The sequence below is a fragment of the Succinivibrio faecicola genome, from assembly GCF_019448115.1.
GTDB lineage: Bacteria > Pseudomonadota > Gammaproteobacteria > Enterobacterales > Succinivibrionaceae > Succinivibrio > Succinivibrio faecicola.
In genome coordinates this window covers 18,321-33,039 of the sequence record NZ_JAGFNY010000024.1, presented here as the reverse complement: position 1 = coordinate 33,039, position 14,719 = coordinate 18,321, and the positions used below count along the sequence as shown (strand labels likewise).

Annotated in this window: 15 protein-coding genes; 3 read left to right on the top strand and 12 right to left on the bottom strand. The window is 34.9% G+C overall.

Annotation, left to right across the window (positions count from 1 at the left end; translation table 11 throughout):
• Nucleotides 1-291: 291 nt before the first annotated feature.
• From J5V48_RS07125 to rsmD, 3 genes are all read left to right on the top strand, one after another.
• Nucleotides 292-1,668, top strand: coding sequence for a uracil-xanthine permease family protein (locus J5V48_RS07125; RefSeq protein WP_219937884.1), 1,377 nt, complete (start codon nt 292-294; stop codon nt 1,666-1,668).
• Between the two features lie 30 nt (nt 1,669-1,698).
• Nucleotides 1,699-2,343, top strand: coding sequence for a uracil phosphoribosyltransferase (gene upp, locus J5V48_RS07120; protein WP_219937883.1), 645 nt, complete (start codon nt 1,699-1,701; stop codon nt 2,341-2,343).
• Nucleotides 2,344-2,483: 140 nt separating this feature from the next.
• Complete coding sequence (gene rsmD / locus J5V48_RS07115) at nt 2,484-3,053, top strand: 16S rRNA (guanine(966)-N(2))-methyltransferase RsmD (RefSeq protein WP_219937882.1); 570 nt, start codon at nt 2,484-2,486, stop codon at nt 3,051-3,053.
• A 64-nt stretch (nt 3,054-3,117) separates the two neighbouring features.
• Here the strand turns inward: rsmD and J5V48_RS07110 are convergent, their stop codons facing one another.
• From J5V48_RS07110 to mnmG, 12 genes are all read right to left on the bottom strand, one after another.
• Complete coding sequence (locus J5V48_RS07110) at nt 3,118-3,546, bottom strand: F0F1 ATP synthase subunit epsilon (RefSeq protein WP_219937881.1); 429 nt, start codon at nt 3,544-3,546, stop codon at nt 3,118-3,120.
• A gap of 13 nt (nt 3,547-3,559) precedes the next feature.
• Nucleotides 3,560-4,975: a F0F1 ATP synthase subunit beta gene (atpD, locus tag J5V48_RS07105; protein ID WP_219937880.1), complete on the bottom strand. Its 1,416-nt coding sequence runs from the start codon at nt 4,973-4,975 to the stop codon at nt 3,560-3,562.
• Between the two features lie 17 nt (nt 4,976-4,992).
• Nucleotides 4,993-5,856 carry a F0F1 ATP synthase subunit gamma gene (gene atpG / locus J5V48_RS07100; RefSeq protein WP_219937879.1) on the bottom strand — a complete coding sequence of 288 codons (864 nt, stop codon included), beginning with the start codon at nt 5,854-5,856 and terminating at the stop codon, nt 4,993-4,995.
• A 13-nt stretch (nt 5,857-5,869) separates the two neighbouring features.
• Entirely contained in the window at nt 5,870-7,411 is a 1,542-nt protein-coding gene (gene atpA / locus J5V48_RS07095) for a F0F1 ATP synthase subunit alpha (protein ID WP_219937878.1), read from the bottom strand.
• Between the two features lie 15 nt (nt 7,412-7,426).
• Nucleotides 7,427-7,957 (bottom strand): F0F1 ATP synthase subunit delta, encoded by a 531-nt coding sequence (locus J5V48_RS07090; protein WP_219937877.1) that lies wholly within the window; start codon nt 7,955-7,957, stop codon nt 7,427-7,429.
• Between the two features lie 13 nt (nt 7,958-7,970).
• The gene (locus tag J5V48_RS07085; protein ID WP_219937876.1) at nt 7,971-8,441 is read right to left on the bottom strand and encodes a F0F1 ATP synthase subunit B; all 471 of its coding nucleotides are present in this window, start codon (nt 8,439-8,441) and stop codon (nt 7,971-7,973) included.
• A gap of 33 nt (nt 8,442-8,474) precedes the next feature.
• Nucleotides 8,475-8,702 (bottom strand): F0F1 ATP synthase subunit C, encoded by a 228-nt coding sequence (gene atpE, locus J5V48_RS07080; protein ID WP_219937875.1) that lies wholly within the window; start codon nt 8,700-8,702, stop codon nt 8,475-8,477.
• Nucleotides 8,703-8,728: 26 nt separating this feature from the next.
• Nucleotides 8,729-9,682 (bottom strand): F0F1 ATP synthase subunit A, encoded by a 954-nt coding sequence (gene atpB, locus J5V48_RS07075; protein ID WP_219937874.1) that lies wholly within the window; start codon nt 9,680-9,682, stop codon nt 8,729-8,731.
• A 498-nt stretch (nt 9,683-10,180) separates the two neighbouring features.
• Nucleotides 10,181-11,257, bottom strand: coding sequence for a ParB/RepB/Spo0J family partition protein (locus J5V48_RS07070; RefSeq protein WP_219937873.1), 1,077 nt, complete (start codon nt 11,255-11,257; stop codon nt 10,181-10,183).
• 20 nt (nt 11,258-11,277) lie between these two features.
• A complete protein-coding gene (locus tag J5V48_RS07065) occupies nt 11,278-12,039 on the bottom strand; it encodes a ParA family protein (RefSeq protein ID WP_219937872.1) in 762 nt (253 codons plus the stop codon).
• A gap of 17 nt (nt 12,040-12,056) precedes the next feature.
• Nucleotides 12,057-12,719: a 16S rRNA (guanine(527)-N(7))-methyltransferase RsmG gene (gene rsmG / locus J5V48_RS07060; protein WP_219937871.1), complete on the bottom strand. Its 663-nt coding sequence runs from the start codon at nt 12,717-12,719 to the stop codon at nt 12,057-12,059.
• A gap of 8 nt (nt 12,720-12,727) precedes the next feature.
• Complete coding sequence (gene mnmG, locus J5V48_RS07055; RefSeq protein WP_219937870.1) at nt 12,728-14,614, bottom strand: tRNA uridine-5-carboxymethylaminomethyl(34) synthesis enzyme MnmG; 1,887 nt, start codon at nt 14,612-14,614, stop codon at nt 12,728-12,730.
• Nucleotides 14,615-14,719 lie beyond the last annotated feature (105 nt).

Below are 14,719 nucleotides of genomic sequence, written 5' to 3'. Positions count from 1 at the left end.
GAAAATCAATTAATGATTTTCTACTTATGTTTTAAAAAGATCTTCTGATACTTTTATCTAAAGATCTTAGGTATGATTCTTTATATAAATTTCCTTTAATCTCAATTAGTTCAGAATAATAAAAAAATTTCATTCACTAAACACGCACTGATAAAGAATTTAAAAGCTCATTTTGAAGCATTCGGCCTTTTTGATACTTTGCCTTGATATTAGAGCTTCTAATTTTGATAAAATTCAAAATGACTTTAACGTCATCGACGTTTATCTTTTTTCAACACTTAAAGAATTACTATGAATAATCTTGATAAATCTGTAGAACCCCCTATTGAACTAAGTAAAGGAAAAATGCTGATTTTGGCTGTTCAGCACATGTTTGCCATGTTTGGTGCCACTATTTTAGTTCCTATCCTTGTTATGGGATTTTTTAAAAATGCCTGTGGAGAAGATCTTACTGAAGGTCTTACAGTTTCTGTTACTCTTTTCTGTGCTGGTGTAGGTACACTTATTTTCCATTTTTGCACAAAACTCCAGGTACCTGCTTTTCTAGGCTCATCATTTGCATTCCTTGGCGGATTTTATACCATTGCAAATTTCAATACCGGAATCTATGCAAATATGGATGTAAATGAAAAAGCAGCCTACGCTTGTGGTGGTGTAGTAGTTGCAGGTCTTGTTTACATTGCAATGGCCATTGTAATAAGAACTGTTGGCATAGCAAAGGTTATGAGATTTTTGCCACCTGTTGTAACAGGTCCTATGATTGTTTGTATCGGTTTGTCTCTTGCTCCTGTTGCAGTTGCTAACTCATCTGTCAACTGGCCTTTAGCTTTAGCTGCTATCCTTACAGTGATCGTTTTCAATATATGGGGACGTGGTATGCTAAAACTGATTCCTATTCTCATGGGTGTTGTTCTTTTATATATAGCTGCTGTTTTCCTTGATATTGCTGGTTTTACAAATACAGATGGCTCAGCAATCATTAATTATAATTCAATTGCTAATGCATCATGGATAGGCCTACCTCCTTTCAAAATGTGTAATTTTGATCTTACTGCTATATTGGTTATGGCTCCTATTGCAGCAGCTACAATGATGGAGCATATCGGTGATATGTCTGCTATATCTGCAACTGTTGGAAAGAACTTCATTGCAAATCCTGGTCTTAACAGAACTTTGCTTGGTGACGGCCTTGCAACATCTTTTGCAGGTTTAATAGGTGGTCCTGCTAATACAACTTATGGCGAAAACATAGGTGTTCTTGCAATGTCAAAAGTTTATGAACCAAAAGTTGTAAGACTTGCTGCTATTCTTGCTATTATTCTTTCTATAGTTCCAAAATTCTCAGCAATCATATCTACTATGCCTACAGCAATTATTGGAGGTATTTCATTTATCCTGTACGGTATGATTTCTGCAATTGGTGTAAGAAATATTGTTGAGAACAGCGTAGATTTATCAAAATCAAGAAACCTTATCATTGCAGCCGTAATATTTGTTTGCGGACTTGGTTTTAAGGAAGGTTTAACTTTCTCTGTATTCGGTACATCTGTAACTTTAACTTCACTGGCAATCGCTGCTCTTGCAGGTATATTCCTAAATGCAGTTCTACCAGGAAATAAATATATTTTTGATGAAAATATAGCAGGTAGTACAGCTAAAAAAGATTAAGAAAAAACAAACTAGATAATAGGTATAAAAATGGATTTTTCAAAACAAAAGAATATTACTATATTTTCTCATCCTCTTATAAAACACAAGATCTCTTTATTAAGAGATAAAGAAGCTTCTACAAATAAGTTTCGTACACTGATTGAAGAGATTGCAATGCTTGAAGCATATGAAGCTTTAAGCGATCTTCCTTTAAAAGAAGTTGATGTTGAAACACCAATTGAAAAATGTAAATCTCCTATGATTGATGGTCTAAAGCTGGCTATCATACCTGTTTTACGTGCAGGTCTTGGCATGGTTCCTGGTCTTGATGCTCTGGTACCATCAGCTAGAATTGGTCATATTGGTATGTACCGTGACGAGGTAACACATAAGCCTGTTCCTTATTACTGCAAGCTACCACAGAATCTTCAGGAAAGAACATGCGTGATTCTTGATCCTATGTTAGCAACGGGTGGTTCTGCTGTTGATGCAGTTGATATGATTAAGGAAAAGGGCGGTAAAAAAATAAAATTCTTATGTATTATTGCTGCTCCTGAAGGTTTAGAGAAACTTGCAACAACTCACCCTGATGTTCAGATTTATGTTGGACAGTTAGATAGAGAACTCAATAAAGATGCTTACATTTGTCCAGGACTTGGTGATGCAGGCGATAGAATCTTTGGAACAAAATAATCTGTTTTAACAAAAAATTATTCATTTTATGGTCGTTTTCTTATAAAAACGGCCATTTTTCGTTTTATAAGCTTTATATAAACAGTTTATTCATATTTCATTTGTTATAATTTCATAAACTTATTAAGAGATTAAATACAATGAAAAATGAATACCAAAATGAAGTAAGAATTATCGGTGGAAAATTCAAAGGAAAAAAACTCACTGTTAATGAAGCTCAAGGCTTAAGACCAACACCTGCACGTGTTAGGGAAACAGTTTTTTCTTGGCTTAAGGATTCATTAAACAACGCTAGTGTTCTTGATCTTTTTGCAGGTTCTGGAGCATTAGGAATTGAAGCTTATTCACGTGGTGCAAAAAAAGTTGAATTAGTTGATCTTAACAAGGACAACATAAAATCAATCAACGAATGCATAAAGAATTTTAATGATAACAATATAAGAGCTATCAACGCAGATGCAATTGAGTATTTAAAAAAATGTAATACTCATTTTGATGTAGTTTTTATAGATCCTCCATATGCACTTAATATATATGAGAGTGTTTTAACATTACTTAATGAAAGAAACCTTATTGATGAAAACTCTCTTTTATATGTAGAGATGAGAAACGGAACTAATCAGTCTGTTGTTGGATATGAAATCATAAAAAGTGAGAACGCAGGTAATTCAAAATATACACTTTGGAAAAAAAGTTCTCTTCTGTTCTAATTAAATAAAAAGAGTCAGAACATGAAAATGTTATGACTCTTTACATTTCAAAGAAAATAAAAAATTATCTTCTTCTGTTTCTAGATATTTCTACAACCTTCAGACGGGCCATTGCGTCAGCTAATCTTGATAAAGCATGTGCATAGTCACTATCACCACTGCCATGATTTTCAAGCATCTTCTTAGCAGTTTTAATAGCTTCCTGTGCCTTAGCCTCATCAATATCATCAGCACGTAATGCAGTATCAGCAAGTATGGTTACATTATCAGGCTGAACTTCTAACACACCACCGGCAAGGTATATTTCGTCTTCCTTGTTGTTTATATCAACAAGTCTTACCATACCTGTCTTAATGATGGTCAAAAGTGGGGTATGACCATATCGGATACCCATTTCACCTTCAGAACCTGTTACTCTTAGGCTCTTTACAGAGCCTGAATAAAGACTACCTACACCACTTATAACATCAAGATGGAAAGATATAGAATCCATTTGACCTCCGAAATTATAAGTTCTTAGCCTTTTCTACTGCTTCGTCAATGGTTCCTACCATATAGAAAGCCTGCTCAGGTAAATTATCATATTCACCATCAATAATTCCCTTGAAGCCACGGATTGTTTCCTTTAATGGAACATATTTACCTGGGCTTCCGGTGAATACTTCAGCAACACTGAATGGCTGTGATAAGAAACGCTCTACCTTACGAGCTCTTGCTACAACAAGCTTATCTTCTTCTGATAACTCATCCATACCAAGAATTGCGATAATATCCTTAAGCTCCTTATAACGCTGTAAAACAGTCTGAACACCACGAGCAACCTCATAATGCTCCTTACCTACAACATAAGGATCCAGCTGACGAGATGTTGATGCTAGAGGATCAACTGCAGGATAAATACCTAAAGAAGCAATCTGACGTGATAGAACAATAGTTGCATCCAAGTGTGCGAATGTAGTTGCAGGGCTAGGATCGGTCAAGTCATCAGCAGGAACATAAACAGCCTGTACTGATGTAATAGAACCGTTCTTAGTTGAAGTAATACGCTCCTGAAGAACACCCATTTCTTCTGCTAATGTAGGCTGATAACCCACAGCAGAAGGCATACGGCCTAACAGTGCAGAAACCTCAGTACCAGCTAGAGTATAACGATAAATGTTATCGATGAATAACAATACATCTAAGCCTTCATCACGGAATTTTTCTGCTACAGTAAGACCTGTTAAAGCTACACGAAGACGGTTTCCTGGTGGTTCATTCATCTGACCGTAAACCATTGATACCTTATCGATAACCTTTGATTCTTGCATTTCATGGTAGAAGTCATTACCCTCACGAGTACGCTCACCTACACCAGTAAATACAGATAAACCAGAATGTGCTTTTGCAATGTTGTTAATCAGCTCCATCATGTTAACTGTCTTACCAACACCAGCACCACCGAATAGACCTACCTTACCTCCTTTTGCGAATGGGCAGATAAGATCCATAACCTTAATACCTGTTTCAAGAATCTCTGTTGTAGAAGACTGTTCAGCGTATGTTGGAGCAGCACGGTGTATAACCCACTTTTCTTTCTCTCCAATAGGTCCTCTGTCATCTACAGGCTGACCTAATACGTTCATGATACGGCCTAAAGTTTCTCTACCAACAGGAACTTTAACACCAGCACCTGTATTTACAGCTTCAATACCTCTAGATAAACCATCTGATGAACCCATAGCGATACATCTAACTACACCGCCACCAATCTGCTGTTGAACTTCCAAAATCAGATCCTGACGGTTTTTTCCGTCACCCTTAACTTCTAGAGCATCATATAACTCTGGAATCTGACCCTCAGGGAATTCAACGTCAACGACAGCACCAATGATCTGTACAATAGTACCTACCACACCGGCTCGATTTGTTGTCTCAGCCATCTTTAATTCCTCATTTCCTAAACCGCTGAAGCACCGGATACGATGTCATTAAGTTCCATCGTAATACCAGCCTGTCTTGCTTTGTTGTATTCAAGCTGTAAATCGCTTACTAAAGAATCTGCATTATCAGTTGCAGCCTTCATGGCAACCATACGAGCTGCTTGCTCTGAAGCTAAGTTTTCAAGAACAGCTTGATAAACCATCTGCATTACATAGCGATCTAAAACTACCTTTAATATGTCCTGTGGTTCTGGCTCATATAGATAATCCCAGTGATGGCCCTTTCCATCCTCATTATCATCTTTAGTTAATGGGAGTAACTGGCCGACAGTAGGGATTTGAACCATTGTGTTTTTAAATGAATTGAAAGCTATATAAATAGCATCTACTTCACCCTTTAAAAACGCATTAGTCATAACTTTAATAGCACCAACAAGTTTCTCTGGTTTAGGATTATCTCCAAATCCAGCATGCTGAGCTATGACATCTATACCAGAATGATTAAAGTAACCTGAAGCTTTTGAACCAAGCAAAGCAACCTTAATACCCATACCCTGATCTGAAAATTCTTTCATTTTTAGGGTAACTTTTCTGAATAGATTGATATTCAAGCCACCACATAAACCACGATCTGTAGATACTATAATAAAGCCTACATTCTTGATTTCTCTATCTTCCATAAATGGATGATGGAATTCTGAATGGCTTGAAGCGATATGACTAATAATGGCATGCAGGCCCTTTGAATAAGGACGAGATTGAGTCATCTTATCTTGAGCCTTACGCATCTTAGAGGCAGCAACCATCTGCATAGCACTAGTAATCTTCTGTGTATTCTGCACAGAAGAAATTTTAGTACGTATTTCCTTTGCACCTGCCATATAAGATAGTCTCCTAGTAGGTCTGAGTTGACTTGAAGTCTTTTAATACATCTTCAAGTTTTGTTGCAATCTCATCAGAATAATCTGGCTTTGCATCAATATCCGCTAGAAGCTGTGAATACTTAGAATGAGCAAATTCAAGTAAAGCCTTCTCAAATGGAAGAACCTTATTTAATTCAACATCCTGTAAGAAACCACGCTCTGCTGCGAAAATAATGAGTGCCTGCTCAGCTACAGTAAGAGGTGCATACTGATTCTGTTTCATCAGCTCTGTTACCTTCTGACCATGATCAAGCTGTTTTCTTGTAGCCTCATCAAGATCTGAAGAGAACTGAGCGAAAGCAGCTAATTCTCTATACTGTGCTAAAGCTGTTCTGATACCACCAGATAACTTCTTAATAATCTTAGTCTGTGCTGCACCACCTACACGTGAAACTGAAATACCAGGATCTACTGCAGGTCTTACACCAGAGTTAAATAAACTTGTTGTTAAGAAAATCTGACCGTCGGTAATTGAAATTACGTTAGTAGGAATGAAAGCAGAAACGTCACCAGCCTGAGTTTCGATAATAGGCAGTGCTGTTAAAGAACCAGTCTTTCCTACAACCTTTCCACCAGATAACTTCTCTAGGTATTCAGCATTTACACGTGATGCACGCTCTAATAGACGTGAATGTAAATAGAATACGTCACCTGGGAATGCTTCACGCCCTGGAGGGCGGCGTAACAGCAATGAAATCTGTCTGTATGCAACAGCATGCTTAGATAAGTCATCATAAATAATTAAGGCATCTTCACCCTGATCCATGAAATACTCACCCATCGCACAACCTGCATAAGGCGCAATATATTGTAATGCAGCTGTGTCTGAAGCTGATGCAACCACAACGATAGTGTTGTTTAAAGCACCTTCTTCATCTAATTTTCTTACTACTGAAGCAATAGTTGATGCTTTCTGACCGATAGCAACATAAATACAGCGTACACCATACTTAACCTGATTGATGATGGTATCGATTGCTAAAGCTGTTTTACCAGTCTGTCTGTCACCAATAATAAGCTCACGCTGACCACGTCCGATAGGAACCATGGAATCAACGGCCTTATAACCTGTCTGAATTGGTTGTGAAACACTCTGACGAGCAATAACACCTGGTGCAATCTTTTCAACTGGATAATGCTCATCGCAGTTAACTGGACCTTTACCATCAATTGGCTCACCTAAAGCATTAACTACTCTTCCAAGTAATGCGTTTCCAACAGGAACTTCAAGAATACGACCGGTTGAATGTACAGTCATACCTTCTGAAAGATTACTGTATGGTCCTAATACAATAGCACCTACAGAATCGCGCTCTAAGTTTAAGGCTAGACCGTAAAGATCGTTTCCAAACTCAAGCATTTCACCTTGCATAACGTTGGACAGACCATGGATTCTTACAATACCATCGTTCACAGAAACAATAGTACCTTCATCTCTCTTTTCTGTCACAACCTTAAACTGCTGAATTCTCTTTTTTATTAACTCAGCAATTTCAGTTGAATTAAGTTGCATTCTATTTCCTCTTTTCTATTTGAGGGTTGATAACAAGTTTACTAAACTTGTCTTAACACTAGCATCAATAACCTTGTCACCAATTTTTAAAACTGCTCCACCTATTAAGGTTTCATCAATTTCTAATGACAGATTTATCTTACTGTTATAAACAGAAGCTAGCTTATCCTTAAGTGTTTTAATTTCGCTGTCAGAAAAAGATCTTGCGGAGATCAATGTAGCATCCAAGCTCTTTTCGTGATTTGCACGAAGTCTAAGATACTCTTCATAAATTTCAGGAAGAACTTCAAATCTGTTGTTCTCACCAATAATCTTTACGAAATTGATACCACTTTCATCTAGTACGTCTTGCAAAAGCGAAATCAGACTGTCAGAAGCAACTTTTGAATTTGGAGCTACTTTAATAGCATCCATTACATATTCATTAGAAACAGCCAGAAACATTGCATATAGCATATTCTGCCATGCATCAATCTTATCTGTTTCTAAAGCAGTATCAAAAGCAGCTTGAGCATAAGGTCTTGCAACAGTCAAATTTTCAGCCATTACTAACCCCTAGTTATAGTGAACTCATAATTTTCTTAAGCATTTCGCTGTCAGCTTGAGCATCGATTTTTTCACCGATAATCTTCTGAGCACCTTCAACTGCTAAAGAAATACACTCAGCTCTCAAAGATTCACGTGCTTTGTTCTTTTCAGCTTCGATTTCACTCTTAGCAAGATCAAGGATCTTCTTTCGTTCAATCTGAGCTTCTTCAGAAGCTTTGTCAATGATCTGAGATCTGGTCTTATTTGCTTCATCTATGATCTTCTGAGCTTCAGCTCTAGCTTTCTTGATGGTGTCTTTAGCATTCTCGTTAGCCAGTTCTAAGCTCTTTTTAGCTTTTTCTGCAGCAGTCAATCCATCAGCAATTTCTTTCTGTCTCTTTTCAAGAGCACCCATTAAAGGTGGCCATACATATTTCATGCATAACACAGCGAAAATTAAAAACGCTACAGCTTGACCTACAAAAGTTGCATTAATTTCCAATCTAGATACCTCTAAATTTGTAAGGTTTATCTATTAACCAGCAACAGCAAACATTAAATACATACCTAAACCAACACCAATCATAGGAATAGCGTCAACTAGACCCATAACAATGAAGAACTGAGTACGTAAAAGAGGTAATAAATCAGGCTGTCTTGCTGAACCTTCTAGGAATTTACCACCTAGAATACCAATACCAATAGCTGCACCAATAGCAGCTAAGCCCATCATTAGACCTGCAGCAAGGAATATTAATTCCATCTTATTTCTCCTTAATTAAACAAAAATTAATCTTCTTCACTGGCCATTGATAAATAAACAATGGTCAGAACCATAAATATAAAAGCTTGTAATGTAACAATGAGAATATGGAATAAAGCCCAAGGTACATTTAATGTCCACTGAATCCACCATAAAGGTAGTAATGCAATTAGAATGAATATCATTTCACCTGCATACATGTTTCCAAAAAGTCGAAGACCTAGAGAGATTGGCTTTGACAGAAGTGAAACACCTTCTAGTAAAAGGTTCACAGGTATGAATGCCCAGTGATGGAATGGATGCAGTGTTAAGCTTTTAGTAAATCCTTTTACACCAATATTCTTAAATGAGAAAGCGAATATCAGAAGAAAAATGCAGAATGCCATTGATAAAGTAACATTAACATCTGCTGATGGAACTACTCTGAAATATGGAACACCAAGTTTCTTTGCTAACTCAGGAATGAGATCAATAGGGAGTAAATCCATGAGGTTCATAAAGAAAATCCACATGAATACAGTAAGAGCAAGAGGAGCTATAAGTTTACTCTTTCTCTTGAAAATACTTGTTACAGTATTCTGTACAAATTCCATTATCATTTCGATAAAGCACTGAGCTTTACTTGGTACACCTGATGTTGATTTTTTTACAGCCCTTCTGAATAACCATAAAAAAAGAAAACCAAGAACAATACTTATACCAAGAGAATCAAGATTTAATGTATAAGGATTTACAATCTGACTTTCTTTACTTTCATTATGGGAGCTGTAACAGACACCAGAACCTAAATCAAAAAGCTTGCATTTTTCTACAGCCACAGTTGTTAAACACTGTTCATGAGATGAACCACTTGAAACACAAGCATCGAATTCTTGAGAAGACACAGGTTTTACACTATCAACGACAGATAAATCTCTTAAATCAACCTGTAGGAAATGTAAATGATGAGATATATAACCTTGAGAACTGCTTCCTGACATAGAAACGCATCCTAAATTCGAAAAAATAATACTAATATAGTGAAAATAAGACTTTTTAAATTTTTTGTCAAAGCAAAGTAAATAAAAATTTACATACTCGCCCTATTTTTGTTCATTAACTCCATATTTAACATATATTAAAACTTTAAAAATAACCACAATCACAAATGAGATAATTACTATTTTGTTATTTAACTCAAAAAAACTAAAGCAGTACCAACAGCAAAAAACTAGCAAAAACAGTTTTACTACAAGTCTGTAAAAAGCAAATAAAATATCTATTCTTGGATTGTTAAACGAATGCTTTACTCTTATATAAAAATATAAATCAACAGCATTCAAGGCTATAAAAATCAAAAGTCCATACAAAACAGACTTTAGAGTTAGTATTAGAGGAATGTTTTTTGAATAGGAATAAATGAGTGATAAAAAAATAAATACTGCAAAAAAATATAGATATAGTTTTATATTGTTTATTAATCTATCACTCATATAACTTTAAGAATTTTCTGTAATTTCTATATTAGAAAGATCTTCTTGATTGTCTGTATTCTCAATATTTTCAATATTTTCATTAAATTCAATATTCTCTGTTAAATCATGTACATTATTTTCAATACTCTCTTCAGGTACAGAAACAGTATTTGATTCAACATTAAAGAAAGAAAGTAATCTTTCTAATTCAACTCTTGAAGAATATGAAAGAGTTAAAGATCCCTTATCTTCATTTTTAGCAGAAAATTTAGCTCTTATGCCTGACAGCTGAACACTAATATTATTTGCCCAGGAAGAAAAACTTTCATTTGTATATTTAACTGTATTTTCCTTCTTAAAGTTAAAACCATTTTCTTTAATGTCTTTAACTAAAGCTTCAGTCTGTCTCACATTCAAAGACTTTTTAATAACATATAAAGCAGCCTTGAGCTGTTCATTTCCATCTTCAAGGCCCAATAAAACCTTTGCATGACCTAAATCAATCTGTTTTGATGCAACTAACTGTTTTACATCATTCTGAAGATTATTCAATCTAAGAATATTAGTTACAGTACTTCTTGATTTACCTAAAGTTTTAGCTAATTCCTCTTGTGTTATTGAACACTGAGAAATCATCTGGTCAAAAGCCTGAGCCATTTCTAAAGGATTTAAATCCTCTCTTTGAATATTTTCAATAAGGGCAATAGCATAGCTGTTTATTTCAAGATCATCTCTTACAAGACAAGGAACTTCATCTAATAAAGCTAATTTACATGCTCTATAACGTCTTTCACCACAGATAATCTCATACATATCATCTGCTTTTTTAACTAAAAGTGGCTCTAAAAGACCATGTTCTTTAATAGATAAAGCAAGCTCATTTAAACTTTCATTATCAAAATTTTTTCTTGGCTGATAAACAGAAGGTTTTAGCTTATTTATATCTATCTTAACAACTGAATTTTCAGATATAACAATATTCTCATTATTCTGTGGCTGAACAGTATTTTCAGCTTGTACTGTATTTACAACAGTATTTTCTTCCTTAGCTTTTTTTGATTCGCTTAAAAGAGATCCTAAACCTCTACCTAAACCTGCCATTTATAGTTTTCCTTAAAAAATTAAGCCTTTTCTATTACTTCAGCTGCGAGAGCAAGATAAGCTTTAGAACCTACGGATGACTTATCGTAATACATAGCTGGTTTACCATAACTTGGAGCTTCAGCTAAACGAACATTTCTTGGAATAATAGTATCGTATACAAGATCACCAAAATTGTTTTTTAATTCATCAGATACATCTGTAGATAAACGATTTCTATTATCGTACATTGTTCTTAGAATTCCCTCAATTTTAAGCTTTGAATTAACAGCATTAGCTAGCTGCTCAACAGTCTGAAGAAGAAGTGTAAGACCTTCTAAAGCAAAATACTCACACTGAAGAGGCACTAAAATAGAATCAGATGCACACAAAGCATTAACTGTTAATATGTTTAGTGATGGAGGGCAATCAATTAAAACAAAATCATAATCATACTTTATGTTTTCTAAAGCTTTCTTTAAAAAGCTTTCTCTTCCATATTTATCTAAAAGATTTACTTCTGCAGCAGTTAAATCTTCATTTGCTGGAATCAAATGAAAACCACCTTCAGTTTCAGTTACTAATGCATCCTTTATGTTCAGACCATCAATAAGAACATTTGTAATTGACTTTGAAAGATCAAATTTTGATACTCCAGAAGCCATTGTTGCATTTCCCTGAGGGTCACAATCTAAAACTAAAATCTTTTTCTGCATTGCAGCTAGCGAAGCGGCAAGATTCACGCATGTGGTTGTTTTACCTACACCACCCTTCTGATTAGCAATAGCAATTACTTTAGTCAATTTAATAATCCTTATATTTATTTAACCTTTTTCAAGATAACTGCATTTCTGACTGCATCTAAAGTAGGCACCTGAAGAGGTATTATTTTTTCAATTTTAACTGTACTAGGAACATCATTTATTTCTTTTTCTTCAAGATGAGATTTCATTGCAACAAAAACCCCATCATCTTTAATCAGATCCTTACACCAGTTTACGATTTTATCTAAAGGCGCAAAAGCTCTACTTAAAATACAATCAAACTTTTCTTCTATTTTTATCTTTTCACAGCGTTCATTAATGATTTCAACATTGTTTAATTTTAATGAAACAGCTGCAAATCTAACAAAAGACAGTTTCTTGGCAATTGAATCAATCAATGTAAATTTTTTTTCTGGATGAAGTATAGCAAGAACGAGACCAGGAAAACCTGCACCTGTTCCCACATCAGCAATATTATTTTTAAAATTTTTAATTACTGGTGATACTACAGCACTATCCAATATATGAAGAACAATCATCTTATCAGCATCATCAATTGCTGTAAGATTATATGTCTTATTCCATTTTTTAAGCATTACTACCAATGATGCCATTTTTTCAACTTTTTCATCATTGAATTCAACTGATGTTTTAGAAAGTAATTCTTTAATTTTATTAAAACAATTACTTTGTAAGCCAATATCTGAATCGTTGTGCATCATCTATCCTAATTTTTACCTAGTAAATTCATCTTCTTTAAATGAACAAGAAGAATTGAAATAGCTGCAGGTGTTACACCTGAAATTCTTGATGCAATACCAATAGTTTCAGGCCTATACTCATTTAACTTTTGTGCTACCTCATTTGAAAGAGCAGATATGTTTTTATAGTCAAAATCTAATGGCAGTAAAGTCTGCTCATTAATTTCTTTCTTTTTAATATCTTCTAATTCTCTTTGTAGGTAGCCTTGGTACTTAACCTGTATTTCAACCTGCTCAATAGACTGTTCTTTCTTTGCTATAGGATCTAACTTAGATGCCTCTATTAAAGATTTAAGATTTACTTCAGGTCTTCTTAAGATCTCTTCTAGTGTCTGTTCTTGAGAAAGGTTTGTTCTTAAAATTGTATTGATATCTTTACCCATCTGAGATGAAGGCTTAACAGAAAGTTCACGTAAACGAGCCTTTTCTTTTTCTATCTCATTTTGTTTTTCTTCAAAGAACTTCCATCTTTCATCTGTAATGATACCTAACTCTCTAGCTTTTGGAGTCAATCTGATATCAGCATTATCTTCTCTTAAAATTAATCTATATTCAGCACGAGAAGTAAACATTCTGTATGGTTCTTTTGTACCAAGTGTACATAAATCATCCATAAGAACGCCAACATAAGCTTCATTACGACGAGGGAACCATGCAGGCTGACCTTTTACATATAAACCTGCATTAATACCAGCTAATAAGCCCTGAGCTGCAGCTTCCTCATATCCTGTTGTACCATTAATCTGACCTGCTAAGAACAATCCTGGTACCTTTTTAGACTGCATTGAAACACTTAATTCTCTTGGATCATAGAAATCGTATTCAATTGCATAACCAGGTCTTGCAATAATTGCATTTTCTAAACCTTCAATAGATCTAATAAAATTCTCCTGTACATCAAAAGGTAAAGATGTAGAAATACCGTTTGGATATACAAGTGGAGATGTAAGACCTTCAGGTTCAATAAAAACCTGATGAGAAGTTCTGTCAGGATATCTTACAATCTTATCTTCAATAGATGGACAATATCTTGGACCAACAGAGTGAATAATTCCTGAATAAAGAGGACTTCTATCTAATCCACCTCTGATGATTTCATGGGTTTTCTCATTGGTCTTTGTTATATAACAAGGAACCTGAGTTGGATGAATTTTTTCTTCATTTAAATAAGAAAATGCAGGTTGAGGATATTCAGGATCCTGCTTAGTCATTTTTGAATAATCAATTGAAGAAGCTACAATTCTTGCAGGAGTACCAGTCTTTAATCTACCCACCTTTAAGCCAAGTTCTTTTAAATTCTCAGCAAGTTTAACAGATGCAGGATCACCAGCTCTACCGCCAGAATAATGCTCAAGACCAATATGAATTAATCCGTTAAGGAAAGTACCAGCACAGATAATAACAGCCTTACAGTAGAATTCAATACCAGCAGCTGTTTTAACACCATTAATGGTGCCATCCTTATATAAGATCTCTGTTGCAGGTTGCTGAAAAATCGTTAGATTCTCATATCCCCACAAAGTTTTTCTCATTACTTCTTTATATAAATGTCTGTCAGTTTGAGCTCTTGTTGCTCTTACAGCAGGACCTTTAGAAGAATTCAAAGTTCGAAACTGAATACCAGCTTTATCAATAGCATCAGGGCAAACACCACCCATAGCATCAATTTCTTTAATAAGATGACCTTTACCGATACCACCAAAAGCAGGGTTGCATGACATTTCACCTACTGTCTCTAAATTATGAGTAAGTAATAATGTCTTACATTTCATTCTTGCAGCTGCACCTGCTGCTTCAATACCAGCATGACCTGCACCAATTACAATAACGTCAAATTCTCTAAAGCTGTTCATGAAAGTATGTAACCTCTGAAAAAGAGAAAATTTTTAATATTCATTAATTGGATTTCCCACGAATTTAAGAATCCGATAATGAATATTAGAAAATATTAATTTATT